This is a genomic window from Tatumella citrea (assembly GCF_002163585.1).
GTDB classification, from domain to species: domain Bacteria; phylum Pseudomonadota; class Gammaproteobacteria; order Enterobacterales; family Enterobacteriaceae; genus Tatumella; species Tatumella citrea.
On the sequence record NZ_CP015579.1, the window covers coordinates 438,482 to 464,367 of the forward strand.

Sequence of the window (25,886 nt, forward strand, 5' to 3'; positions counted from 1 at the left end):
AAGCACCTGTCAGGGAGTTAATGATGTCATTTACAGAAATTCAGGTTGTTCCCGGTCCGGCAAACTATTACTGCTTTCCCGGCGCATTGCGTGAACTGGAAAACTTCTACTCAGAGTCCGATTTGCAACAGGCGTTCTGGCTGTACGGCGAACGCGCCATCGCGGCCACAGAATCGTTTCTGCCGTCTGTCTGGTCTGCCGCTTCCGCAGAGAAGCATTGTGTGCGGGACCATTGCAGTGAACCGTTAATCAGCCAGCTGATTGCTCAGGCCGGTGACAGCCGTAAAGTGATTATTGGCATCGGTGGTGGAACCGTGATGGATACCGCCAAAGCACTTGCTGATCGACTGAAACTGCCGGTAGTGCTCATTCCTACCATTGCCGCGACCTGTGCCGCCTGGACGCCATTGTCCGTCTGGTATAACGCGGAAGGCAGCAATGTTGGTTATGAAATTTTCAAACAGTCTAATCACCTGGTACTGGTCGAGCCGGAAATCATATTGCAGGCGCCTGCTGAATATTTACTGGCGGGTATTGGTGATACGCTGGCGAAATGGTACGAAGCACGAGTATTGCTGCCGGATGAGCAGGCAGACAGCGTACCTTACCTGGCAAAAACTGCCTTAAAAATGGCCGAAGGATTACGTGATCTGCTGTTCAGCGACAGTGCCGGAGCACTGCGTGATCAGCAGCAACATCAGCTAACCGCCCGTTTTATTGCGATCGTTGATGCAATTATTGCCGGTGGCGGGCTGATTGGTGGCCTGGGTGAACGCTTTACCCGTGTGGCGGCCGCTCATGCCGTACATAACGGGCTGACGGTACTGCCGCAGACTCATACTATCCTGCACGGGATTAAGGTTGCTTACGGAATTCTGGTACAGGCGGCGTTACTGAATCAGCAGCAGGATATCCGCAAACTACTGCACTTTTATCGCCAGCTGAAACTGCCAGTGACCCTGGTTGAGCTGGGAGTGGATTTGCATAAGCGTGATGAGATGGACCGGATGATTGCCCATACTTTACGTTCGCATGAAACCATCCATTTACTGCCTGTGAAAGTGACTGCCGACAGCCTGTATCAGGCGATGGCCGCGATAGAGCAGGCGGGTAAAACCGGCGAATAACCGGCAAGCAGTTGAATAAAAGGCCCGTATGACGGGCCTTTTTCGTTGGATCAAAAATCGGCTTTTAGCACGGCGCGGTAACGGGCTTTACCGTCACGAACATGCTGAATCGCATCGTTAATTTTTGACATCGGGAACAGTTCAGTCTGTGGTTTCACTCCGGAACGGGCCGCCAGTTTTACCAGGCTGCGCAGTTCATGCGGTGAACCGGTCGATGAGCCGGAAACACTGCGGTCACCGGAAATCAGGGTGAATGCCGGAACTGAGAATGGCTTCATCACTGCACCCACAGTATGGAAGCTACCGTTATAGGCCAGCGCCTGGAAGTACGGCATCCAGTCCAGATCGACATTAATGGTGTTAATAATCAGATCAAACTGGCCCGCCAGTGCTGTCAGAGCCTGCGGATCGCGGCTGTTAATCACTTTATCGGCACCCATTGCCAGCACTTCCTGCTCTTTCGACGGGGAAGAACTAAATGCAGTTACTTCGCAGCCCATCGCATGCAGCAGTTTGATGGCAATATGGCCCAGACCACCGATGCCAATCACGCCGACACGGCTGGTGGCAGTGATATTATGCTGCAACAGTGGTTTAAATACCGTGATACCACCGCAAAGCAGCGGACCGGCTGATTCAACATCCAGTGCTTCAGGCAGTGGAATCACCCATTGCCAGTTGGCGCGGAGTTTTTCTGCAAACCCGCCGCGATTCAGAATGGTCGGAACGGTTCCCTGCTGGCAGTTACTCTGGCTGCCGCTGATACAGGCATCGCAGTGCCCGCAGCTGTGTGCAGTCCAGCCAATACCGACCCGCTGTCCCACTTTCAGACCTTTGCTCTGTGCAGAACTGCCCAGTGCATGGACACGGCCGACAATTTCGTGACCGGCAACCAGCGGATATTGTGAAATTCCCCACTCATTATCGATCATTGATAAATCAGAATGGCAGATACCGCAGTATTCCACCTGTACTTCAACATCTTCGGCAGCCAGCTCACCGGCGTCATATTCGTACAGTTCAAGTTCTGCACCCGCTTGTGCGGCGGCATAGCTTTTAATCTTGCTCATGATGTTCTCCTGTCGGGGATGTGGCTGTCAGTGTAGGACATTGTGCAACAGCCACAAAAAAAAATCGCCGCTGAGAGTATTACATTCGTTTGCTGAAGGGTTATCCGTTATTGCGGAAATGGCCTGCGATGGACGCAGGCCGGGGGTGTTTGCGGTTATTTTGTGCAGGCCGCACACTGATTTTGCAGAATCTGGCTGAAGAAATCATTGCCTTTGTCATCCACCAGGATAAACGCCGGAAAGTTTTCTACTTCGATTTTCCAGATAGCTTCCATACCCAGTTCCGGATACTCGACACACTCCAGACTTTTTATGCTCTGCTGTGCCAGTACCGCTGCCGGACCACCGATGCTGCCCAGATAAAAACCGCCGTGTTTACGGCAGGCATCGGTCACCTGTTGGCTACGGTTACCTTTCGCCAGCATGATCATACTGCCGCCGTGCGACTGTAACAGATCAACGTAAGAATCCATTCGTCCGGCAGTGGTCGGGCCGAGTGAACCGGAAGCATAACCTTCCGGCGTTTTGGCCGGGCCTGCATAGTAAACCGGATGATCTTTGATGTACTGCGGCAGACCTTCACCGTTATCCAGCCGCTCTTTAAGTTTGGCGTGAGCGATATCGCGGGCAACAATAATTGTGCCGTTTAACGACAGGCGGGTAGAGGCCGGATATTCCGACAGCTGTGCCAGAATCTCTGGCATCGGGCGGTTGAGGTCGACCTCAACGACGGTGCTTTCACCCTCTTCGCGCAGATGTTCAGGAATCAGACGGGCCGGATTATGCTCCAGTTTCTCAATCCAGATACCTTTGCGGTTAATCTTAGCTTTGATATTCCGGTCAGCCGAGCAGGAGACACCCATCCCTATCGGACAGGAGGCGCCGTGGCGAGGCAGGCGGATCACACGGATATCATGGGCAAAATATTTACCACCAAACTGTGCACCCAGCCCAAGGTTCTGCGCTTCTTTCAGCAGTGCCTGTTCCAGTTCAGTATCGCGGAAAGCCTGGCCATACCGATTACCTTCGGTCGGCAGCCCGTCGTAGTAATGGGTTGAGGCAAGTTTTACGGTTTTCAGGGTGCTTTCGGCCGATGTACCGCCGATGACAAACGCGATGTGGTAAGGCGGGCAGGCAGCGGTTCCCAGGGTACGCATTTTGTCGGTCAGATACTGCTGTAGCTTGCCAGGGCTAAGCAGTGCCTTAGTTTCCTGATACAGGTAAGTTTTGTTGGCTGAGCCGCCACCTTTGGCGATACAAAGAAATTTATACTCGTCACCATCTACGCTGTAGAGATCTACCTGCGCTGGCAGGTTAGTGCCGGTATTGACCTCTTTATACATATCCAGAGCGGCATTTTGTGAATAACGCAAATTGTCCTGCTGGAAGGTATTAAACACGCCTTCTGTCAGATGCCGCTCATCACCGCCACCGGTCCAGACCTGTTGGCCTTTTTTACCCATAATGATGGCGGTACCCGTATCCTGACAGGTGGGCAGTACGCCTTTAGCCGCGATTTCTGAATTACGCAGAAACTGTAATGCGACATAGTGATCGTTTTTGCTGGCTTCAGGGTCATCCAGAATTGCCGCAACCTGCTGCTGGTGCGCAGTGCGTAACATAAAAGAGGCATCATGAAAGGCTTGCTGAGCCAGCAGAGTCAGTGCCTGTGGTTCAACTTTAACGATTTCCTGGCCGTCAAACTCAGCAACCGATACATAATCACTACTCAACAGGTAGTATTCGGTATTGTCTTTAGCTAACGGAAAGGGATCCTGATAATGGAAAGGTGTATTCGACATGTTTTCTCACTTAACCGGCAGCAACGGAACACCGTTGCGCTTCGCAAAATACTGATGGTAATTATTATTTCCCCCCGTCTGACGATCTCTGCCTGCCGCGGGGGGATAATCTTTTAACGCATTAATACCTGCAGCGATAAACCTGCTCTGTCAGCCAAACACCATTACCATCCATGGATAGCCGATAACCAGTAATGCCACGAGGAAAATCGCACCAAAAATGGTTCCCAGGCGCCAGTAATCGGCGGTGGGCAGATAGCCGCTGCCATAGTATATCGGGCTTGGTCCAGTCCCGTAAGGGGTGATAATGCCCATTACGCCCAAAGATGTGACCATCAACAGACAGAATACCTGCATATCCATGCCAGGAATGGTAGCCGCGATAGTCAGCATAGCTGGCAGCAGAGCGGTGGTATGAGCCGTAGTGCTGGCAAACAGATAGTGCAGCAGATAGAAAGCCACCACTAACACAATACAGGCAACGCCAGGAGAGATCCCACCCATCAGGGCTCCGCCTTCTTTACCCAGCCAGCCGATAAAACCGGTAGATGAGAGGCCGTCGGCCAGGGCTACCAGGGTGGCAAACCAGACAAAGGTGTTCCAGGCAGGTTTATTGCCGGTGATATCACTCCAGCTCAGTACACCGGTCCACAGCATCAGGGTGATGACCAGCAGTGCTGCCATTGCTGGTTCAATCCAGTTAGCCGCAAAAATCCACATCGCCAGAGCACAACAGACAAACACCAGCAGCAGGATTTCGTTGCGTGACAATTTACCGAGTTTTTCCAGCTCGCGGGTGGCCCAGCGTGGAACTTCGTCGTTCAGTTTTACTTCCGGCGGATAAAACAGATAAGCCAGCAGTGGCATTGCCAGAATCAGAATCACCCCAAGTGGCAGGAAGGCAATAAACCAGCTGCCCCAGGAGATGGTAATGCCGGTGATGCTTTTTACCAGCGCGAGGGCCAGCAGGTTAGGGGCCAGTGCCGATAAAAACATCGAACTGGTGATACAGGCGGCAGTAATCGCCACCCACATCAGATACGAGCCAATGCGCCGTGCGCTCGGGTCATTTGGTTTTGAGCCATACAGTGGTGGCAGGTTGGCAATAATCGGATAGATAGTACCACCGCTACGGGCGGTATTGGACGGGGTAAATGGCGCCAGTAACAAATCCGCAAAGGTAATTGCATAGCCCAGAGTCAGACTGCGGCGTCCCAGATATTTCACCAGAATCAGCGCCAGCCGACGGCCAAACTGAGTTTTGTCATAGCCGGCGGCAAACATAAACGCCCCGAAAATCAGCCAGACAGTTGAATTGCCGAAACCACTGACTGCCCATTTAAATGACTGACCAGCCAGTTTAAAGCCAGGCGCAGCCAGTTGTTGTGGGCTGAACAGCAACCACTGGCTAAACAGAGCAATGACCACCACCCCGGTCAGGCCGATCACCGCACCAGGCAGTGGTTCAAAGATCAGGCCGACTATTACTCCGACGAAAATAGCGAAGAAATGCCAGGCATAAGGCGGTAATCCTTCGGGTACCGGAACACATAATATCAACAGTGCTACAACGATCGGCAGAAGCAGCAATAACAGACGATTTTTTTTGCCTGCGGGAGGGGGAGTTCCCGTCACCGGCGGCGGAGTAGTTAATTTTACGTTCATAGTCTTTTCTGTAGGTGGTTTAATTATTCAGGGAGCAGCGTACAGATTATTTTCATGTCCGGTGCCGGCCGGGTATTACAGATTATCCGGATTGTCGGAGGCTATTATTATCAAAGTCATGGTACCTCATCTGCCTGACGGATAAAGTATTTCTATCATCGTTGCTCTCTGTTTTTTGCCGTTGATCCGGATCAACGAAACATAATTATTTTTTTATTTTTTAAATTAAGTTTATGCTGACCATAAAATATCATTTTAATTATTAGTGATTGATTCTGTTGCAGAATAAAAATCTGCTTCCGGGGTTATTTAAAGCCGGAAATAAATAATTACTTGTTTTTATATGCTTTTTTATTGTCATTCGCTATTGTTATTAATATTTTCATTAATTGTTAAGAATAATCGATTTCAGGATTTCTTGCGCTACAGAGATTAGCGTGGCTGATGCGCGAATATTTTTTATTTTTTCAATTTTTTCCGGTTTTAATTAATTTACGTCATATGTCTGGCAGATTGTCTGTGGTTGAATTCTGGTATCTGTTACGGGGATGAATAAACATTGTGCCATCCCATGATTTTATGAAATTTAAAGCATCTGACATTTTCCGGAGTAAACCATGCCTCATCCTGACCTGCAGCCTTCAGAACCGTTAATCCTGTCCTGTGGTGCTACCCTGAAAAATCGTTTTGTCATGGCACCGATGACAACCTGTGCCGGCTTTCATGATGGCAGTGTGACCTCTGAGCTGGTGGAATACTATCGTCAGCGGGCTGGTGATGCCGCAGCAGTGATTGTGGAATGCTGCTATGTCGAGGATAACGGCCCGGCTTTTCCCGGGGCACTGGGTATCGACAGCGATAATAAAATTGCCGGTTTACAGAAAATCGCGACCGCAATTAAAGAACGTGGCTCTAAAGCAGTATTGCAGATTTATCACGGCGGGCGGATGAGCGAACCGTTGCTGATTGGCGGTCGTCAGCCGGTGGCCCCGTCAGCAGTGGCTATGCCAAGAGACGGGATGCCGGTACCACGGGCACTGAGCGGTGAAGAAGTCAGTGAAATGGTAGACAAATTTGGTCTGGCGGTACGCCGAGCCATTAGCGCCGGATTTGACGGGGTTGAACTGCACGGCGCCAATACTTACCTGATTCAGCAGTTCTTCTCTCCCCATGCGAACCGCCGGGAAGACGAGTGGGGCGGCAGTCTGGAAAAACGTACCCGCTTCCCGCTGGCAGTGTTAGATATTGCCCGGAAAATGGCCCGGCAATATGCCGGTGACGGTTTTATTATCGGCTATCGTTTTTCGCCGGAAGAGACCGAACAACCGGGGATTCGTTTTGCCGATACCCTGTATCTGCTGGACAAGCTGGCAGCCCGGGGGCTGGATTATCTGCATTTCTCCATGAACAACACGCTGCGCAGCTCTCTGAACGATATCGATGATCCCCGGCCGCTGATTGATAAATATATGGCAGAGGGTACCGACACCCTGAAGTCTGTACCGGTGATTGGTGTCGGCGGAATTATTAGTGGAGAGATGGCCAGACAGGCGCTGGAACATGGCTATTCGCTGGTGGCTGTCGGCAGAGCAGCGATTGCCAGCCCTGACTGGTGCCGGAAACTGCTGGCCGGGCAACGGCTGGCATTTGCCATCGACAGCAGTAAGCGCGAGGCATTGTTTATTCCGGAACCGTTGTGGTACTTCCCGCAGGTGGCCGCCATGGTGCGGGATATGAGCCTCGCAGGAGGGAAATTCGCCGCCGGAGAGTTCAGTGAGATATTGCAGGACCAACAGGGTGATTGCCGGCTGACGGTGACCCTGTCTGATGAACGAATCACCGATCTGTCGATGGAACTGCCAGAAACGGCGGATGTTGAGTTTACTACTCATTTTATGGAACTGCGCTCAAGGATCATCGATGCCAACAGCCCGTATGTTGATGCAGTCACCGGTGCGACGACCCAGAGTGAGGCGGTGAAGAAAGCCGTGGCCAGAGTCATGATGGCTTCGGCGCGCCAGCGTCAGAAACAGGAGGGGGGAGATGGCTCTTCCGGCTACGATGTCGTGGTCGTCGGCAGCGGTGGTGCCGGGCTGACTGCGGCTATTCAGGCCAGCGAACAGGGTGCCCGGGTACTGATTGTCGAAAAAATGCCGGTGCCGGGGGGAAATACCCTGAAAGCGTCAGTCGGCATGAATGCGGCGGAAACCCGTTTCCAGGAAGTGAAAGGAATTCGTGACAGCAAAGAGCTGTTTTATGAAGAAACGCTGAAAGGCGGCCAGGGCAAGAATAACACCGTATTGCTGCGTGCTTTTGTCGAGCAGGCTCCGCTGGCTATCGACTGGCTGGCTGACCACGGGATTGTATTAAGCGATATCACCATTACCGGGGGGATGAGCATCGACAGGACTCATCGTCCGGCAGACGCTTCGGCGGTCGGGGGTTATCTGGTCAGCGGATTATTAAAAAACGTTCAGCAGCAGTCTTCGATTGAGATTATGACTGAGAGCAGTGTGACGGCAATTCACTGTCAGTCCGGCAAAGTCTCTGCCGTAACAGTAGAAACGGCGCAAAACGAAACCCTGCAAATTCGTACCCGCAGCGTGATTGTGGCAACCGGCGGATTCAGTGCTAACCCGCAGATGGTGGTGCATTATCGTCCGGAACTGGCAGGGTTTGTCACCACCAATCATGCCGGAGCCACCGGGAGTGGCATTGCACTGTTGCAGGCACTTGGCGCTGGTACGGTGGATATGGGGGAAATTCAGATTCACCCGACCGTTGAACAGACCACCTCTTACCTGATTTCTGAGGCGATTCGCGGCGGTGGGGCCATTCTGGTCAGCCAGCAGGGGAAACGCTTTATTAATGAAATGGATACCCGTGATAAAGTCTCGGCAAAAATTATCGGTTTAGCAGAGCATTCGGCATGGATTATTTTCGACCAGCAGGTGCGTGAGCAGAATAAAGCCACCGAAACCTATATTTCGCGCGGTTTTGTGATCAGCGCAGACAGCCCAGCAGAGCTGGCAGACGTACTGGCAATGGATGCTGCCGCATTGCAGGAGACCCTGGAAGATTACAATCGTGTGGTATTGAAACAACAGCCGGATGTTTTTGGCCGGACCACCGCACTGCGACAACCACTGGATCACGGGCCATTTTATGCCATTCGTATTGCTCCGGGGGTTCACCACACCATGGGTGGAGTAACGATAAATACCCGTGCCGAAGTTCTTGATCAGCAACAACAACCGCTGGCCGGGGTATTTGCTGCTGGTGAAGTGGTCGGGGGCATTCATGGTGGTAACCGGATTGGCGGTAACGCCGTGGCCGATATTGTGATTTTTGGCCGCGTTGCCGGAGACAGTGCTGCGGATTACGTCCGTCGCCGGGCCCGGGAGGAAAAATGACCGACCGGCAAGGCCGTTGCAGCTATCGTGCGGTGATGATGGGCACGGATATCGAAATACAGCTCACAGAACACAACCCGCAACTGGCGCGCCAGCTGTTTGCCAAAATTAAGCAACTGGAAGATTTGCTGACGGTTAACCGGCCGGATTCACAACTGATGGCGGTTAACCGTGCCGCTGGTAAACATCCGGTAGTGGTTGACCGGCAGGTATTTTCGCTGACAGAAACCGCCCTGCAGGTCAGCCTGCAGGGCGGCTGCTTTAACCTGGCCATTGGTCCGCTGGTCAAACGCTGGAAAATTGGATTCGGTGGTGATTCGTTACCGCCAGCCACTGAGATTAAAGCGTTACTGGCACTGACTGATCCGCGGGCGGTGATTGCCGACCGGGACAGTTGTTCGCTGTTCCTTACCCTGCCGGGTATGGAGATTGATGTCGGAGCAATTGCTAAAGGTTATATTGCCGACGTGTTGTGTGAATGCCTGCGTGTACGCGGAGTGAGAAACGCAATGATCAACCTGGGGGGGAATATCCGGGTGATGGGATCTCCTGACGGCAGCCTCTCTGGTTGCTGGAATGTCGGGGTACGACAACCTTTTTCTGCCGACGGTGCCTTGTGCGGTGTGATTACTCTTGCGAATCGTTCGGTGGTCACTTCGGGGGTAGGAGAACGCTTTTTTGTTTACCAGGGCCGCCACTATCACCATATTCTCGATCCGCGTACCGGCTATCCACTGGATAACGATCTGCTTAGCGTGACCGTGATCAGCGAGTGTTCGACAGACGGTGAGATTTACAGCTCTCAGTTATATGGCATGGGACTACAGGCTGCCTGCGACTGGCTGGTTGAGCACCCGGCAATTGAAGCCCTGTTTATTACCCGCGACGGACAGATAGTCTGCCCGTCGCAGCGGCAATTTAGTTTCCGGCCTCTGACAGCCTGAGCCATCTGCTATCAGGCCGTTAACGGCAGACTCTGTTCCGGTTCCGGCAAATGGCAACGAACCGCATGTCCGTCAGACAGGTTACGCAACGGCTGAGGTTCACTGCACTGAGCGGTGGCATACGGGCAGCGTTCTCTGAAGTAGCAACCTTCTGGTAAATGGCGGTTGCCTGGCAGCTCATTGTTATCCGGTACGCCTTCCAGACCTGTCCCGATACGTGGTACCGAATCCATCAGCAGTTGGGTGTAGGGATGTTGCGGGGAGTCCAGCACCTGCGCTGTTTCACCAATTTCGACGATCTGGCCAAGATACATCACCGCCACCCGGTCACTCATATGACGGACCACCGACACATTATGAGAGATCAGAACATAGGTCAGGTTGCGCTGTTGCTGTAGTTGGACCAACAAATTCAGAATCTGTGCCTGTACCGAAATATCCAGCGCCGAAGTAGGTTCATCCAGTACCATAATATCTGGTTGCCCGGACAGGGCGCGAGCGATAGCAATGCGTTGTCGCTGCCCGCCGGAAAAAGCATGTGGCGGCCGATCCAGATACTCAGGGCGAATACCTACTTTTTCGGCCAGTTCGGCTGCCAGGGCGCGGCGCTCTTTTTCAGAACTATGAGACTGTATCCATACCGGTTCGGTGATACTTCGCCAGGTTGGCAGTCGGGGGTCTAACGAAGACAACGGGTCCTGAAATACCATCTGCATTCCCCGACCCAGCCAGGAGTTTGGAGTGCGGGTCAGCTCAACCGCACCCGAGGTGGGTTTCAGCATGCCCATCAGCAATTTCGCCAGGGTACTTTTTCCGCATCCGGATTCACCGACTATCCCCAGCGTTTCACCCCGCCTGATCTGCATATCCAGGCCGTTCAGTGCATGCACAAACCCGGTCGCCTTGCCGCGCCAGTTAGTTTTGGCCGGAAAATTAACGTGTACGTTTTTCAGTGCTAATAAGGTATCAGACATGGTTGCTCTCCGTCTGAGGGTACCAACAGGCCACCTGCCTGGCAGGAGCTGTATGCGGCTGTAGCTCCGGAACCTTACCGCAGGCTTCTCCGGCGGCAAAACAGCGTTCGCGGAAAGCGCAGCCAGACGGCAGCTTTGCCAGATTGGGGACCGTTCCGGGAATCGAGGTCAGTTCCGCGCGAGGAATGCTGCCTTCCGGCGAACAGCTGAGTAGCCCGGCAGAGTACGGATGAGAAGGTGTACTCAGCAACGGGGCAGTGGGGCCACTTTCGATCACTGAACCGGCATACATGACATACAACCGGTCACAGATCTGAGAAACAACTGCCATATCGTGGCTGATAAACAACACGGCGGTACCGGTGGCTGCGGCTTTTTGTTTCAGTAACCGCAGTACCTGGCGCTGTACTGTCACATCCAGCGCGGTGGTAGGCTCGTCGGCAATCAGCAGTTCCGGATCACAGGAGAAGGCCAGCGCGATCATTACCCGCTGCCGCATCCCACCAGATAATTCAAACGGATAACGTTGCATCACGGTTGCCGGGTCGGCTATCTGCATATCACTGAGCAGTTCCAGTGCCCGCTCCCGTGCCTGCTTCCGGTTCAGGGGCCGGTGTTGACGGATAACGTCTTCCATCTGCCGGCCGATGCGTCGGGTCGGATTCAGGGCTGTCATCGGCTCCTGAAATATCATGGCGACTTTATTGCCACGCAGTTTACGCATTCCGGTTTCACTGGCACGCAATACGTCAGTCCCCAACAGCTCCAGGCTGCCACTGTGAATCCGGTAGCTGTTTTGCGGTATCAGCTGCATTGACAGCATTGCAGTGACTGATTTCCCTGAACCAGATTCACCGACCACACCGACAATTTCTCCGGCATTAATATGCAGTGATACATTGTTGAGTACGCTGACTTCGCCCTGATAAACAGGAAAACTCAGCCGCAGATTTTCGATGGTCAATACTCTGTGGTTCATTAATTTCGCCCTCCGGATTTGGGATCAAGCAGATCCTGAACTCCGTCGCCAAACAGATTGAAGCCAATGGCTGTAATCAGAATAGCCGCCCCCGGGAAAGTGCAATACCACCACTGATCAAGCACATAATTGCGGCCAACGGCGACCATTGCTCCCCATTCCGCCGTGGGCTGTTGCGCTCCCAGGCCAATAAATCCTAATGTTGCGGCCATCAGAATGGCACTGCCGATATCCAGCGAGGCCTGTACCACCAACGGAGGCAGGGCATTACGCAGGATATGCCAGCTGATCAGGTGCCAGCGCGAGGCGCCGAAGGTTTTTGACGCTTCGACGAAGGTATGCTGCCTGACAATCAGTGTCTGACCCCGCGCCAGTCGGACATAAAAGGGAATCCGGACGATAGCGATTGCCAGCATGGCGTTAAACAGACTCGGGCCCAGCGCGGCAGCCAGTGCCATTGTCAGTACCAGCGACGGAATGGATAACATAATATCCATCAGCCGCATAATCAGCGCATCGCCACGGCCACCCAATACGCCGGACAAACAGCCAAGCAGCGATCCACTGATCCCTGCGATCAGCACTACGGCTAACCCGGCAGCGACCGACTGTTGCGCCCCGGCAATCACCCGGCTAAACAGATCACGCCCCACTTCATCGGTACCAAACCAGTGGGCACTGCCTGGCGGTTGTAAACGGGCTGCCAGATTAATTGCGTCGGGATCCTGAGGGACAATCCACGGCCCGAAGATCATCAGCAACAGCATGAGGACAATAATGATCCCTCCGGCCACGGTCAGCGGGCTTCTGCTGATAAGCCACAAACGTCGCCTCCAGACGCCGTTCCACCTGGGCGGGCTTTTGATTACGGCAGGTTGACCGGAAATTGTCATTTATCTGCTCCCCGACCCATGCGCGGGTCAATCCATAAATACAGCAGGTCGACCAGCAGATTGACCAGCACATAAGCAAACGAGACTACAATCGCAAAGCCCATCACCGCCGGAAAATCCAGTGCCTGAATAGAACTGACGACATAAGCTCCCATCCCGGGCCAGGCAAACACGGTTTCGGTCAGCACAGCTCCGTACAGCAAATCTCCCAGAGCCAGCCCCAGCACTGTCACCGAAGGGATCAGGGCATTAGGCAATGCATAACGCACCACGACAGTAAACCGGCTCAGGCCGCTGGCCCGGGCAGTGCGGATATAATCTTCACTCAGTTGTTCCAGCATGGCGGAACGAATCTGTCGTGCCACAATACCGAGGTGCACAAAAGCCAGAGTAGTGGCCGGTAGAATCAAATGTTGCAGCGCATTGACGAACACATCCATATCGCCGCTGAGCAGGGAATCGATCAGGTAAAAACCGGTTACCCGCTGTGGCGGATCTAACCAGTCATCCAGCCGGCCGCCACCGGGCAGCAGATTCAGCTTGCCGTAGAACAGCACAATAACTCCCAGCCCCAGCCAGAAAGCGGGGGTAGAGATACCGGTCAGGGCAAGTAACCGCACCAGATGGTCAAGCCAGCGGTTTTTATACACGGCAGACAACACCCCGAGCGGGATACCTGCCAGCAGGGCAATAAGCAATGCACAACAGGCCAGTTCCAGCGTGGCCGGAAAATAAGTTTTTAGATCTTCCAGTACCGGTCGTCCGGTACGGATTGAGGTACCGAGATCACCATGCAACAGCTGCTCCATATATCTGAGAAACTGCTCCCAGAGCGGCAGGTTCAGCCCCAGCTGTTCGCGGATATGCTGAACGATTTCATCGCTGGCCCGGTCACCTGCCAGCAGACGAGCCGGGTCGCCGGGAATAAGATGCGAGATAATAAAAGTAATCATGCAGACCCCGGTGACAACCAGCAATAACCCCCAGCTCCGTTGTCTGATTAAACTCCAGAAACTCATCATTGCTTCCTTAGCGGGGCCGGAACCGGCCCCGAACCATCAGGACGAATTGCTTAAGATTTTTTATTTGCTCATCTCTGCAATATTGAATATTTGTTCCAGCATCGGGTTGAATACGTAGCCTTTAACCGATTTGCTCATGCCGACCTGGTAGTTTTTCTGGAACAGGTAAACGTAGGCCGCATCAGAAATAACTGTTTTTTCAGCCTGTTGGTAAAATTCAGTACGTTTCGCCTGGTCAGAAGTTGCCACCGCCTGTTTCAGCAGCGCATCCACCTGCGGGTTGGAATAGAACGAACGGTTACCAGGCAGACCCTTTTTATCTGACTCGAACCAGTAGTTCATAAACATATAGGGGTCAGCAAAGTCCGGACTCCAGTTACCAATGGCGATATCGTAGTCACCTTTACCAATACGATCGCGCATGGTGGCATTGGCCAGTTTTTCCAGTTTCACGTCGATGCCCAGTTTTTTCAGGTTTGCCTGCATTGATAAAGCGATAGGCTCCCAGTTCGGATCATTGTCAGAATAGAGGAATGACAGGCTGGCCGGTTTATCGGAAACTTTTGCCAGTTCTGCTTTGGCCTTAGTCAGGTCCAGAGAGTACTGCATTGCACTGGCGTCATAACCCCACATACCTTCCGGAATAGGACCGCGCATTTGTTTGCCATTGCCGCCGAGAATACCGGAAACCATACCCTGATAGTCGGTGGCCCAGGAGATGGCCCGGCGTAAATCCGGCTGGTTTAACGGGGCTTTACTGTTGTTAAGATAGAGGTAGGTCACCCGCAAAGCAGGATAGTCATACACCGCAACCTCATTTTGCTTTTTCAGTGCAGCAAACTGGTCAACCGGCAATGAGTCGGCAACATCAATATCCCCTTTCTCCAGTTGCAGACGACGGGCGGCACTTTCACTGATGATTTTCACTGCAACCCGTTTAAAGGCAGGTTTCGGGCCGGCAAAATGTGGGTTAGGAACTAATACCAGCTGCTGACCTTTTTGCCAGCGCTGCAGCATATAGGCTCCGGAACCGGCAGTATGTTCTGCCAGGTAGCCACGGGCGTCATCGGCGGCATTGGCTTTCAGAATTGCCGGGTTGATGACTGAGGCTCCGTCGTTGGCCAGAGTGAACAGGAACGGTGCAAAGGGTGAAGGCAGAGTAAACTGTACCGTCTGAGGATCGATAACGTCCACTTTCAGTCCGTCAGGAAATGCTTCTGAAGGGCCTTGTTTAAGCCGCATCAGTCGATCAAAGGACAGTTTAACCGCCTCGGCGGTTACCGGGGTTCCGTCATCAAACTCTTCACCTTTGCGCAGAGTGAACGTCCAGACTTTACCGTCTGCTGAACTTGTCCAGCTCTGTGCCAGGTCGCCTTCGACATCGGTAGACCCTTTGCCATTTTCGGTTTTATATTTCACCAGCCGCTGATAGGCGGGGTAGGTGACGGTCCAGTCGTTGTTATCGATAGTCACTGCCGGGTCCAGTGTCTGAGGATCGGCGGCTTTACCAATCACCAGCATATTTTTCGGCACTGCCGCCAGAACGGGCGCGGCAGCTGAGGTGATGATAGCGGCAATAAACAGAGGCAATACGCCTCCGGTGGCTGTGAACTTTATTTTCATGGAAATACTCCGTCAGTCTGTGCCGGGCTAATACAAGTGAAAACATCATCGATAAGCGGATAGGCCGCCGCTCCCGGTAATTCGAAATGCCACCATTCGGTGGCTATTCCGGTAAATCCCCCGCCGAACATAATGGCGTTTAGTAGCAGGCGATTACGCTGGAATGTCTGGCTGAGTGCCGGATGGTATGGGTGAGACAGCTCATTCATTTCGTCGAAGCCGGTTCCCATATCCAGAATCTGGCCGTGGTCATCCACCAGGGTGACGTCGATGGCTGTACCACGACTATGATTGGAACCTTGTGACAGTGGTACTACGTAGTCCTGATTAGGACAGGCATTCCACAGCAGCTGCTGGGCCTGCTGTGGCCGGTAGGCATCCAGTACCAGTATTCTGAAACCGGACAGAGCAGCAATATTGATGCTGCGTGACAATGCGGCGGCTGCATCCTGATGCAGCAGACACAGCGAAGTACTGTAAATCGGCTGATGAGTAATATTATCGGCAGTGGCGTATTTCATATCGATCAGCAGTTGCGGAAATTTCTCTGCAATATCGACAAGTTGAGTTTCCTGAGTCATCTAAAAGTCCCTGAGAGGTTAGCGTTCGAACTGACCAAATTCCTGTTGTAAACGGCGGTTACGGGCAAGCCGGTCTGAAATACCCGGCCCGATTTGCCCGACCACTGACGACAGCAGAAGATTAAACAGGCAGCTTATGGGGGCCAGAGAGTCCCAGAAGTTGCCGGTATCGGTTTTTACCTGCAAAAGATCAACCGTGTAATCACGCGCCCAGGGGCACCAGATATCGGTGACCAGTGCTGTCGGTACCCCGGACTTTGAAGCGACCTCGCAAAACTGGCGGGCTGCCGCAGAATAAGCACGAGTGTCGGTCAGAATCACATACGGGTTTTTATATTCTGAATTCAGTGATTCCAGCCAGCTGCCGGAGCTGCCATCAGCGTAACTAACCCGGGGACGCAGATATTCCAGGTGGCTGAAAAAGGTGTGGGCAAGCCCACGAGTGGACTGCACACCTAACACGATAACGGCATCGGCACTGGCAATCTGCTGGCTGACGCGGGTAAATACCTCGGTCTGTGCCAGCTGATAAACATATTTAATCGCGTCCAGCTCCATTTGTAGCGACTGGCTGGCGCGGTCTGGTAATGACTTTTGTTGTTCCCAGGAGTCCAGCCTGTCGATCACTCCCCACGGTTTGTATGAGGTTTGCGGAACTTCACGCAGAATGTTTTTTACATCTTCCAGGTTTCTGAACCCCAGTTTTCTCAGATAGCGGCCAACGGTGATACCGCTGGTGCCGGTAGCCCGGGCGATACTGTCGGCAGTTTCATACGGAATCTGCTCCCGGTTACTCAGCAGCCATGCACTGATCCGTTTATCGCTCGGCGTCTGATGGCTGAAAGCCTCTTCGATCGTTTTGAAAAATCCGGAACTGGTGTTCATTGCAGACCCAATGTTAGTTTGTTGTCATTCGGTGTCATTCTGTCACTAAGCTAACAAAGCAGGATGTGTGCCAGTTTTAAATGCCGGATAAAAATTATTTAATTTCAGATGGGTAGAGACTTTCTGATAGTGGCTGAGACGGATTACAGGTCAGAATGGGGAGCACAAACCGGTGCAACTGAATCATCACAGTGCAGTCGGAAAGGGGGAAAAACGGAGAAAAGGACATCACGACAACAGATTTACCAGCTCTGTCACGGGTACAGAGCTGGCTGCTGTCAGAAAGTATCAGAGAATATCATCCACCACGCCGCCATCTACCCGCAAAGCGGCACCTGAGGTGGCAGAAGCCTGTAAAGAGCAGATATAGACTACCATACTGGCGACTTCATCGACGCTTGCCGGACGTTGAATCACCGAGGAAGGGCGGTGAGTCATCACAAACTCTTTGCCTAACTCTTCGACTGTTTTACCGGTTCGCTGTGCTTCTTCAGCCAACATATCGTGAAAACCGTCGGACAATGTTGGTCCGGGCAGGACACTGTTGACGGTAACACCGCTGCCGGCAACCCGTTTTGCCAGACCGCGGGATAATGCCAGCTGTGCTGTTTTACTGACCCCGTAATGGATCATATCAGCGGGGATATTGCGTGCAGACTCAGAAGAGATAAAGACTACACGGCCCCACTGATTCGCTGTCATTGCTGGCAAATAATGGCGGGACAGGCGTACGCCTGACATCACGTTGGTTTGCCAGTAGCTCTCCCACAGCGCATCATCAGTTTCAAAAAAATCCTGAGTGCCGTATATCCCGGCGTTATTAACCAGAATATCGGTTTGTGGCAGCGCAGCAATCAGCTGTTCCACACCTTCTGGCTGGCTTAAGTCAGCAGCAATACCCCGCAGTTTCGCCGACGGAAACCGGGCAAGGATGGTCGTAATAGCCTGTTGTACCCGCTGTTCGCTGCGACCGTTAATCACGACTTCAGCACCGCTTTCGGCCAGCCCACTGGCGATGGCGAAACCAATTCCGCCAGTAGAGGCGGTGACCAGAGCAGTTTTTCCGGAAAGATTAATGTTCATTACCTGTTCCTTTGAATATTGAGGGCATCGGAAGCCTTTATCCTGGCAGGATGCAGTAAAATGACTTAGCAAAAAGCAGCACTCAGTAGCAGAACGTTAGCCCTTTTGCAGAGTAAACACTGTAATTTCAGAAGGATGCCCGAGCCGTAAAGCAAAGCCATTCCACAGCCCGGTACCGTTACTGACATACAGCAACATCCGGCCCAGCCGGTATTCGCCGGAATAAAATCCATGATTGGCTCGTTTCACCAGTAAATCCAGTCCTGGCACCATCCCGCCATGAGTATGTCCGGACAGTTGCAGATCGACTCCTGCCTCTGCATTTTGTCTGGCATTTACCGGCCGGTGATCCATCAGAATAACCGTATCCTCCGCGGTGACTCCCTGCAGTGCTTCTTCTAATGAAGGGCCAGGCTTTGAGAAACGCAGGGCGGCTTCATCGGTGACTCCGGCTACCACAATACTGTCAGTACCACGGAAGATTCGTACTGACTGGTTCTGCAGTTCCTGCATTCCAAGCGACGCGACTTCTTTCATCCACGCATCGAAATCGACGTAATATTCGTGGTTACCGGGAATGGCGAGCACACCATCTTTGGCCCGCAGTTGCTTCAGCGGGGCAACGTCCTGGCGGCGGTTTTCGACGGTTCCGTCAGCAATATCTCCGGTCATGGTGATTAAATCTGCATTCAGAGCATTCGTTCGTTGAACCACCTGAGTCATCCAATGGCTACGCAACAGAGAGCTGGCATGCAGGTCCGTCAGTTGTACCAGCCGATAGCCTTCAAATGCTGCCGGCAGATGAGCAATTTTTACCGTCACCTGCTTAACCGACGGAACCTTAACCGCCTGCCAGGCGGCATAACCGGCCACCACCAGTGAGACCAACAATAAAAGGCTGTTAATTTGTTGAGTTCGTAACACCGGATGCCCTGCCAGCCAGGCCACCAGGCTCCACAATGCCTGGATCGCCAGCAGCAGAGTAAACAGGATCTCTGCACCAAACAGTGCATTGATAGCCACCATCATCGGCTGTGGGAATTCCGGCGAGAACATGTTGCCGAAAACTCGCCGATAGATCAGATGGCATTCGGCAATCAGCAGGACAAAGATAAAAATTAAAATTCTGAGGGTAGCGGGAAGCGGTAGGTGTAAGATGAAACGCCAGCCAATCATCAACGCCATTAACGGGGTAATAAAAGATAGCACGGCCACTCCTGTGAATCGGTTAAAACAATGTTAACTTTAGCATTGCCTGTGAGATAAGCGCATTCGCCGGTCACTGCCATAGTCAGACGGGGTGATTTAAAAATTATGAACAAATTCTCAGGCTGTAACCATAAGATCTGCTTTTGATAGTCAGTAAACGTTCAATATAACCATCGACAATTTACAGAATATTATACTATTCAAATGGTTATATAATATTCACTTCAATAAAACCGCACACTATGCAAAGCATCAGTTTTTACGAACAATTGCGGTGCTGATTAGCTGTTTACAACTGATATATTCAGTCATACCTCTTATCAATTTGCTGCGCTTTCATCAAAGACTTCTTCCATTCTTATCGTGTAGCTTAGCCATTTCCACACCGATGAGTATTTGGGAACTTTCCGGGTGATTTCGGGGCGTTCCGCGACGGCAAGCGATCACTCTCGTTGTTGATGTTGATCTTCGTCCGGGAACTCCCGTGATGCAAAACGCCATTTATCAGAAAGTTATGCAATATCGGGATAAACCGACGCCTTGCTGTGAAAATTCCCGGGTTGCTTTTTGCAATCATGCTTCACGAAATCTTTACAACAAGCGTCAAATTTCCCTTTTTCTGATGGCATATCATGAAAAAAATCAGGTCATTTTCCTTTTCCCTGTCCATGTTGAGATAAATTATGAGATTGAAATTTCTTTCTGTCAGTGCGGTGTTTTTACTGACAGCCTGTGATCAGGGGGCTTCACAACCAGCTTCTTCAGCACCACCTGAAGTTGGAACGATCACCCTGAAAAGTGAGCCAGTCACCTTATTTACCCAGTTACCGGGCCGGACTGATGCGGTGAAAACTGCCGAAGTCAGACCTCAGGTCAGTGGTGTTATCCAAAAAATCCTGTTTACCGAGGGGGGTGAAGTTAAGCAGGGTCAGCCGCTTTATCAGATAGATCCGGCGACTTACCAGGCGGCTTACGATAAAGCCCTTGCCACCTGGCAAAATGATGACATGCTGAGCAAACGTTATCAGCCGCTGGCAGCAGCCCATGCGGTCAGCCAGCAAACTTATCAGGATGCTGTCGCCGCCGAACGAGAAGCGAAAGCTGATCTGGAAACGGCACGGGTTAACCTCAATTACACTCAGGTCAGAGCACCGTTCTCCGGTCATATCAGCCGTTCGTTATATACCGAAGGTGCGCTGGTCACCAGCGGCCAGACCGATTATCTGGCAACCATCCAGCAACTTGATCCGATTTACGTGGATGTCAGCGAATCCTCTGCTGATCTGTTGCGTCTGCGCCGTGCGCAGGCAGAAGGCAAGCTTGAGAAAGTGGGTGATAACGAAGCGGCAGTCCGTCTGCAACTGGAAGACGGCAGTGAATACCCTCTGGAAGGTAAACTGGCTTTTTCTGAAGTTAACGTCAATGAAGCGACCGGCACTGTCGTGCTGAGGGCTGTCTTCCCGAACCCACACGATGAATTATTACCAGGCATGTATGTCCATGCCAGCCTGCCGCAGGCTATTCAGCAGCAGGGTATTCTGGTGCCTCAGGAAGCCATTATGCATGACAGCAAAGGTCAGCCTTATGTTTACGTGGTGCAGAAGGATGACACTGTGGCTCAGCAGAGTGTGACCACCGGCGAGATGGTTGGCGAAAAATGGCTGATTACTCAGGGGTTATCTGCCGGTCAGCAAGTGATTGTCAATGGACTGCAGAGTGCTCACGTCGGCGGCAAAGTCAAAACGGTTGCTGCAGATACCAATGACACTCCGGTAGTCGGTAAAGTCAATCTGTCGATGACTGATGCTGCGGCACAATAAGGAGGCCTGATGTCTAAGTTCTTTATTGAACGGCCTATCTTCGCCTGGGTAATTGCGATTATCGTAATGCTGGTGGGAGCGCTTGCTACGCTTAACCTGCCGGTTAACCAGTACCCGAACATTGCCGCACCGGCGATTTCAGTATCGGTCACTTACCCGGGCGCCAGCGCCGAAACAACCCAGAACACTGTGGTTCAGGTTATTGAACAGCAGCTAAACGGTCTGGATGGTTTACGTTATCTGGAATCGACGACCAGCAGTGATGGTAGCGCCCAGATTATCGCCACCTTTAATCAGGGAACCAACTCTGATATCGCTCAGGTTCAGGTACAGGACCGTGTGTCGCTGGCCGAATCGCAGTTACCGAGCAGCGTAACGGATCAGGGTATCCGTATCCGTAAATACCAGAAAAACTACATGATGGTTGTTGGTCTGATTTCCAAAGACGGCAAGCTGAGTAATGGTGACCTGGCTGACCTGCTGGTTTCTAAACTGGAAGACCCGATTTCCCGTACCCCGGGGGTAGGTGACTTTATGGTAATGGGTGCTGAATACGCGATGCGTATCTGGCTGGACCCTGCCAAACTGTATAAATACAACCTGATCCCAAGCGATGTCAGCACCGCTATCGAAAACCAGAACGTTCAGGTTTCTGCCGGACAGTTAGGTGGTTTACCGACCATTCCGGGAGCAAAAACAGAGGCGACCATTCTTGGTAAGTCCCGTTTTACTACGGTGAAACAGTTCCAGAATGTACTGCTGAAAGTGAATACGGATGGTTCGCAAATCCGCCTGAAAGATGTGGCAAATGTGTCATTAGGCCCGCAGGCCTATACCATTAACGCCACGCTGAACGGTATGCCTTCAGCCGGTATTGCGATTGAACTGGCAACCGGTGCTAATGAGCTGGATACGTCTGAAGCGGTACAAAAGACGGTTGAAGGTCTGAAAAGCTCGCTGCCAAGTGGCGTCGAAGTTGTTTACCCGTATACCACTGCTCCGGTGGTCAGTGCCTCTATCAAAGATGTGGTACATACGCTGATTGAAGCGATTGTGCTGGTATTCTTCGTGATGCTGATTTTCCTGCAGAACCTGCGTGCCACCATGATTACTACCCTGGTGGTTCCGGTAGTACTGTTGGGGACTTTCGGTATCCTGGAAATCTTCGGCTACAGTATCAACACCCTGACGATGTTCGGGATGGTACTGGCGATAGGCTTGTTGGTGGATGATGCCATCGTCGTGGTGGAAAACGTCGAGAGGGTGATGCACGAAGAGCACCTTGATCCGAAGGCAGCGACGATAAAATCGATGCAGCAGATTCAGGGAGCATTGTTCGGGATTGCGCTGGTTCTGTCGGCAGTATTATTACCGATGGCCTTCTTCTCCGGATCGACAGGGGTTATTTATCGCCAGTTCTCCGTAACTATCGTTTCGGCGATGGGGCTGTCGGTGTTGATGGCGCTGATTTTTACCCCGGCACTGTGTGCAACTATCCTGAAACCGACCGCGGCAGAAACTAAAACCCGTGGCCTGGCCGGCTGGTTCAACCGTAACTTTGAACGCGGAACTATGCAGTACCGGCGGGGTGTTAACGGTATTTTGTCACGCCGTGGCCTGTTTATGCTGGTCTACCTGATCATTGTCGGAGTTACCGGCTTCCTGTTCACGCGGGTACCAACCACCTTCCTGCCTAATGAGGACCAGGGGCTGATGATGGTGCAGATGACACTCCCCGTGAACGCATCCGCACAACGTACTCAGCAGGTAATCAACGATCTGAACGCTTATTTGCTTAAAGATGAAGGCAGTCTGGTTGGCAGCGTGTTCGGGGTTAACGGCTTTAACTTTGCCGGGCGTGGTCAGAACAGTGGTATGGCCTTTGTGCTGTTGAAAGACTGGAGCAAGCGAACCAAGGCCGGAGACAGTGTGTTTGATGTCGCTGCCAGAACGACCGCTCATTTCGCTAATTACAAAAATGCGAAGATTATCGCGATGGTACCTCCGGCCGTACTGGAACTGGGTAATGCTACCGGTTTCGATATGTACCTTCAGGATACCGGTGCGCATAGTCACCTGCAAATGATGGCTGCGGCGAATAAGCTGATTGAACTGGCGAACAAAGATCCACGCCTTGCCGGTGTACGTCTTAACGGTATGGAGGATGAGCCGCAGTACCAGTTAATCATCGATGATGAACGTGCCAGTGCACTGGGACTGAGCCTGACGGATATTAACAACACCATCTCTGTCGCCTGGGGTTCCAGCTATATCGATCAGTTCATGTACAACGGTCGTGTAAAAGAAGTCTACCTGATGGGTAAAGCGAGTTCCCGTGTAACTCCTGAAGACCTGAATAAGTGGTACTTCCGTAACAGTGCCGGTGATATGGTTCCCTGGTCTGCCTTTGGTAGTGGTAAATGGGTCAGTGGTTCTCCGCACTATGAACGGTTCAACGGTCTGCAGTCTGAAGAAATTCAGGGTTCTCCGGCACCGGGACACAGTACGGGTGAAGCTATGAAAGCCATGGAGCAGATAGCGAAACAACTGCCGTCTGGTTTCCGTGTTCAGTGGTACGGCATCTCTTACGAGGAACAGGCTTCCGGTAACCAGACTTATGCTCTTTATGGGTTGTCTATTCTGGTGGTATTCCTGTGTCTGGCAGCGCTGTATGAAAGCTGGTCAATTCCGTTCTCTGTCATCCTGGTCGTGCCGTTAGGGGTGTTGGGAACCATTGCGGCGGTGTTAATTCGCGGACTGAGTAATGACGTATTCTTCCAGGTAGGTTTGCTGACGACCATCGGGCTGGCGGCGAAAAACGCCATCCTGATTGTTGAATTTGCGAAAGAAGCACACGAACGGGAAGGTAAGTCATATATTGAGGCTGCAAAAGATGCTGCGCAAATGCGTATCCGGCCGATTATTATGACGTCAATGGCCTTTATTCTCGGGGTATTCCCGCTGACGATTTCCGATGGCGCCGGGGCCGGTAGCCAGCACTCGATCGGTACAGCAGTTGTCGGAGGGATGCTGACGGCGACTTTCCTGGCAATCTTCTTTGTACCTATGTTCTATGTAGTGGTGTCGCAATTTTTCTCTGGCAGGAAGAACAAGCACCCTGTTGAGGTGAGTAAACATGATGATTAAACCTCTCTCATGGAAGCTGCTGCCGATGGTAGCAGCCCTGGGGCTGGCGGGCTGCTCTTTGCAGCCCCATTATAAACGACCGGCCATGCCGGTAGATGCCACTTACAATATGGCAACTCCGACTGGTAATGTGGCCGATTTGTCCTGGCAGCAATTTTTTACCGATCCGAAGTTGCAGAACCTGATTCAGCTGGCTCTGGATAACAACCGTGATTTGCGGGTAGCCGCGTTGAATGTTCAGGAAGCGCGTAATGAGGTCACCATCAACCGTGCCGCATTAATGCCTACGGTCACTGCCAGTGCTTCGTCAACCACGGAACATCTGCCTGCGGGTCTTTACAGCACCAAGAGTACCGGTGCAGTAACAGATCACGAACTGGATGCGGGGCTCGGGGTCTCTGCCTGGGAGCTGGACTTCTTCGGCAGGTTACGCAGCCTGAAAGATGAAGCACAGGAAACTTATCTGTCGACCGCAGCCACCGAGCAGGCCACCCGTATCTCGCTGATTGCGGAAGTGGCGACTTCATGGCTGACGCTCTGTTCTGACAATGACTTACTGCATCTGGCACAGCAAACGGTGCTGAGCCAGCAGGATTCCTACCGTCTGACCAAAATGAGTTATGACGGAGGGGTCAGCAGTGATCAGGATCTGGCAGAAGCAGAAATGACACTGCGCAGTGCCCAGGCGGATGTGGCCAATTACACCCGCCAGGTACGTCAGGATGTTGATGCCCTACGGCTGTTAGTAGGTACTGACTTACCTCCGACTCTGTTGGCAGGCGCGACGCTGAACAGCAACTGGAACTTCCCGCCGACTCCGGCCGGGTTGCCGTCTGATTTGCTGACCCGTCGCCCGGATATTATTGCGGCAGAACATACGCTGAAAGCCGCTAATGCCAACATTGGTGCGGCCAGGGCAGCGTTCTTCCCAAGTATCAGCCTGACCGCCACTGGCGGTTCTTCCAGTGGTTCACTCAGCCATCTGCTGGGAGGCGGTACCGGTGCCTGGGAATTCCTGCCGAGCATCAGCCTGCCAATCTTTGACGGCGGTGTGAACCAGGCAAACCTGAATATCGCTAAACTGGAAAAACGGGTGGATATCGCGAATTACGAGAAAACTATCCAGACTGCATTCCAGGAAGTTAACGACCAGCTGGCAGGTGAAGACACCTGGGCAAACCAGTTGCAGGCCGTGACTCAGGAAGCTGATGCCGGAGAGCGTGATTATCGTTATTCACAGCTGCGTTACCGTGAAGGTATCGATGACTTCCTGGCGGTGCTGGTAGCCCAGCGTTCCTGGTACACAGCACAGCAATCGCAGATTGCTGCACATCTGGGAATGCTGACGCAGAAAATCACTCTGTATAAAGTACTGGGTGGTGGCTGGACCAAAACCCGCCAGTAACCGGAGAGCGGGGCTTCTCGCTCCGCACTTCCTGCTGCACTCTTAAGGCCTGACCAAAGGGGAAATCCCCGGCCGTCGGGCCTTATTATTTATTCCCTTCTGATTTTTCACCACAGCGACCCGGTTGGTGAGCCAGCCGGTTGCCGGTCCTTGCTATCAACCCTGGTCATAGCAGTCAAAGCTCCTCTATCATTCTGTTTTGTTTGCTAAGATGCTCGCCAGACAGATTTTCTGGATTTACTTT

General features: G+C 52.3%; 18 protein-coding genes. 6 read left to right on the plus strand and 12 right to left on the minus strand.

What is annotated here, in order from left to right; genetic code table 11:
• The first annotated feature begins 23 nt into the window (after positions 1–23).
• Positions 24–1,127: an oxidoreductase gene (locus tag A7K98_RS02200; protein ID WP_087487086.1), complete on the plus strand. Its 1,104-nt coding sequence runs from the start codon at positions 24–26 to the stop codon at positions 1,125–1,127.
• A gap of 50 nt (positions 1,128–1,177) precedes the next feature.
• On the opposite strand, the gene ahr is transcribed toward A7K98_RS02200, so the two are convergent.
• The 3 genes from ahr to A7K98_RS02215 all read right to left on the minus strand — a co-directional run bounded on the left by ahr (position 1,178) and on the right by A7K98_RS02215 (position 5,664).
• The gene (gene ahr, locus A7K98_RS02205) at positions 1,178–2,197 is read right to left on the minus strand and encodes an NADPH-dependent aldehyde reductase Ahr (RefSeq protein WP_087487087.1); all 1,020 of its coding nucleotides are present in this window, start codon (positions 2,195–2,197) and stop codon (positions 1,178–1,180) included.
• Positions 2,198–2,352: 155 nt separating this feature from the next.
• The gene (fumA, locus tag A7K98_RS02210; protein WP_087487088.1) at positions 2,353–3,999 is read right to left on the minus strand and encodes a class I fumarate hydratase FumA; all 1,647 of its coding nucleotides are present in this window, start codon (positions 3,997–3,999) and stop codon (positions 2,353–2,355) included.
• Positions 4,000–4,149: 150 nt separating this feature from the next.
• Positions 4,150–5,664, minus strand: coding sequence for an anion permease (locus A7K98_RS02215; RefSeq protein WP_232461582.1), 1,515 nt, complete (start codon positions 5,662–5,664; stop codon positions 4,150–4,152).
• 617 nt (positions 5,665–6,281) lie between these two features.
• Here A7K98_RS02215 and A7K98_RS02220 point away from each other — a divergent pair.
• Together A7K98_RS02220 and A7K98_RS02225 are read left to right on the plus strand one after the other, a co-directional pair.
• Positions 6,282–9,077: a flavocytochrome c gene (locus A7K98_RS02220; RefSeq protein WP_087487089.1), complete on the plus strand. Its 2,796-nt coding sequence runs from the start codon at positions 6,282–6,284 to the stop codon at positions 9,075–9,077.
• Entirely contained in the window at positions 9,074–10,021 is a 948-nt protein-coding gene (locus A7K98_RS02225) for an FAD:protein FMN transferase (RefSeq protein WP_087487090.1), read from the plus strand. Before A7K98_RS02220 ends, A7K98_RS02225 begins: the two co-directional genes overlap by 4 nt.
• Positions 10,022–10,032: 11 nt before the next feature.
• Here A7K98_RS02225 and A7K98_RS02230 read toward each other — a convergent pair whose 3' ends face one another.
• From A7K98_RS02230 to A7K98_RS02270, 9 genes are all read right to left on the minus strand, one after another.
• The gene (locus A7K98_RS02230; RefSeq protein WP_087487091.1) at positions 10,033–10,995 is read right to left on the minus strand and encodes an oligopeptide/dipeptide ABC transporter ATP-binding protein; all 963 of its coding nucleotides are present in this window, start codon (positions 10,993–10,995) and stop codon (positions 10,033–10,035) included.
• Positions 10,988–11,974, minus strand: a complete 987-nt coding sequence (locus A7K98_RS02235) for an ABC transporter ATP-binding protein (protein ID WP_087487092.1) — start codon at positions 11,972–11,974, stop codon at positions 10,988–10,990. Before A7K98_RS02235 ends, A7K98_RS02230 begins: the two co-directional genes overlap by 8 nt.
• Positions 11,974–12,867, minus strand: coding sequence for a D,D-dipeptide ABC transporter permease (gene ddpC / locus A7K98_RS02240; protein WP_087487093.1), 894 nt, complete (start codon positions 12,865–12,867; stop codon positions 11,974–11,976). The genes A7K98_RS02235 and ddpC overlap by 1 nt, the downstream gene beginning before the upstream one ends.
• Complete coding sequence (locus A7K98_RS02245) at positions 12,864–13,886, minus strand: ABC transporter permease (RefSeq protein ID WP_087487094.1); 1,023 nt, start codon at positions 13,884–13,886, stop codon at positions 12,864–12,866. The genes ddpC and A7K98_RS02245 overlap by 4 nt, the downstream gene beginning before the upstream one ends.
• Before the next feature lie 63 nt (positions 13,887–13,949).
• The gene (locus tag A7K98_RS02250; protein ID WP_087487095.1) at positions 13,950–15,512 is read right to left on the minus strand and encodes an ABC transporter substrate-binding protein; all 1,563 of its coding nucleotides are present in this window, start codon (positions 15,510–15,512) and stop codon (positions 13,950–13,952) included.
• The gene (gene ddpX / locus A7K98_RS02255; protein WP_087487096.1) at positions 15,509–16,093 is read right to left on the minus strand and encodes a D-alanyl-D-alanine dipeptidase; all 585 of its coding nucleotides are present in this window, start codon (positions 16,091–16,093) and stop codon (positions 15,509–15,511) included. Before ddpX ends, A7K98_RS02250 begins: the two co-directional genes overlap by 4 nt.
• 18 nt (positions 16,094–16,111) lie before the next feature.
• Complete coding sequence (locus tag A7K98_RS02260; protein WP_087487097.1) at positions 16,112–16,978, minus strand: MurR/RpiR family transcriptional regulator; 867 nt, start codon at positions 16,976–16,978, stop codon at positions 16,112–16,114.
• Positions 16,979–17,266: 288 nt separating this feature from the next.
• The gene (locus A7K98_RS02265; RefSeq protein WP_087487098.1) at positions 17,267–18,061 is read right to left on the minus strand and encodes an SDR family NAD(P)-dependent oxidoreductase; all 795 of its coding nucleotides are present in this window, start codon (positions 18,059–18,061) and stop codon (positions 17,267–17,269) included.
• 96 nt (positions 18,062–18,157) lie between these two features.
• A complete protein-coding gene (locus tag A7K98_RS02270) occupies positions 18,158–19,270 on the minus strand; it encodes a metallophosphoesterase (RefSeq protein ID WP_198361129.1) in 1,113 nt (370 codons plus the stop codon).
• Positions 19,271–19,953: 683 nt separating this feature from the next.
• Between A7K98_RS02270 and A7K98_RS02275 the strand changes: the two genes are divergently transcribed.
• The 3 genes from A7K98_RS02275 to A7K98_RS02285 are packed head-to-tail and all read left to right on the plus strand — an operon-like array spanning position 19,954 to position 25,642.
• On the plus strand, positions 19,954–21,090 hold the full coding sequence (locus A7K98_RS02275) for an efflux RND transporter periplasmic adaptor subunit (protein WP_087487100.1): 1,137 nt from the start codon (positions 19,954–19,956) through the stop codon (positions 21,088–21,090).
• A 9-nt stretch (positions 21,091–21,099) separates the two neighbouring features.
• Positions 21,100–24,237 (plus strand): efflux RND transporter permease subunit, encoded by a 3,138-nt coding sequence (locus A7K98_RS02280; RefSeq protein WP_087487101.1) that lies wholly within the window; start codon positions 21,100–21,102, stop codon positions 24,235–24,237.
• Positions 24,227–25,642, plus strand: coding sequence for an efflux transporter outer membrane subunit (locus A7K98_RS02285; RefSeq protein ID WP_087487102.1), 1,416 nt, complete (start codon positions 24,227–24,229; stop codon positions 25,640–25,642). The genes A7K98_RS02280 and A7K98_RS02285 overlap by 11 nt, the downstream gene beginning before the upstream one ends.
• Positions 25,643–25,886 lie beyond the last annotated feature (244 nt).

Bases quoted from the DNA above. Each gene is read 5' to 3' on its own strand.
- fumA (WP_087487088.1), bottom strand. From the start codon at position 3,999: ATGTCGAATACACCTTTCCATTATCAGGATCCCTTTCCGTTAGCTAAA.
- A7K98_RS02250 (WP_087487095.1), bottom strand. From the start codon at position 15,512: ATGAAAATAAAGTTCACAGCCACCGGAGGCGTATTGCCTCTGTTTATT.
- A7K98_RS02280 (WP_087487101.1), top strand. From the start codon at position 21,100: ATGTCTAAGTTCTTTATTGAACGGCCTATCTTCGCCTGGGTAATTGCG.
- ahr (WP_087487087.1), bottom strand. From the start codon at position 2,197: ATGAGCAAGATTAAAAGCTATGCCGCCGCACAAGCGGGTGCAGAACTT.
- A7K98_RS02220 (WP_087487089.1), top strand. From the start codon at position 6,282: ATGCCTCATCCTGACCTGCAGCCTTCAGAACCGTTAATCCTGTCCTGT.
- A7K98_RS02275 (WP_087487100.1), top strand. From the start codon at position 19,954: ATGAGATTGAAATTTCTTTCTGTCAGTGCGGTGTTTTTACTGACAGCC.
- ddpC (WP_087487093.1), bottom strand. From the start codon at position 12,867: ATGACAATTTCCGGTCAACCTGCCGTAATCAAAAGCCCGCCCAGGTGG.
- A7K98_RS02245 (WP_087487094.1), bottom strand. From the start codon at position 13,886: ATGAGTTTCTGGAGTTTAATCAGACAACGGAGCTGGGGGTTATTGCTG.
- A7K98_RS02260 (WP_087487097.1), bottom strand. From the start codon at position 16,978: ATGAACACCAGTTCCGGATTTTTCAAAACGATCGAAGAGGCTTTCAGC.
- A7K98_RS02200 (WP_087487086.1), top strand. From the start codon at position 24: ATGTCATTTACAGAAATTCAGGTTGTTCCCGGTCCGGCAAACTATTAC.
- ddpX (WP_087487096.1), bottom strand. From the start codon at position 16,093: ATGACTCAGGAAACTCAACTTGTCGATATTGCAGAGAAATTTCCGCAA.
- A7K98_RS02235 (WP_087487092.1), bottom strand. From the start codon at position 11,974: ATGAACCACAGAGTATTGACCATCGAAAATCTGCGGCTGAGTTTTCCT.
- A7K98_RS02285 (WP_087487102.1), top strand. From the start codon at position 24,227: ATGATGATTAAACCTCTCTCATGGAAGCTGCTGCCGATGGTAGCAGCC.
- A7K98_RS02265 (WP_087487098.1), bottom strand. From the start codon at position 18,061: ATGAACATTAATCTTTCCGGAAAAACTGCTCTGGTCACCGCCTCTACT.
- A7K98_RS02215 (WP_232461582.1), bottom strand. From the start codon at position 5,664: ATGAACGTAAAATTAACTACTCCGCCGCCGGTGACGGGAACTCCCCCT.
- A7K98_RS02225 (WP_087487090.1), top strand. From the start codon at position 9,074: ATGACCGACCGGCAAGGCCGTTGCAGCTATCGTGCGGTGATGATGGGC.
- A7K98_RS02230 (WP_087487091.1), bottom strand. From the start codon at position 10,995: ATGTCTGATACCTTATTAGCACTGAAAAACGTACACGTTAATTTTCCG.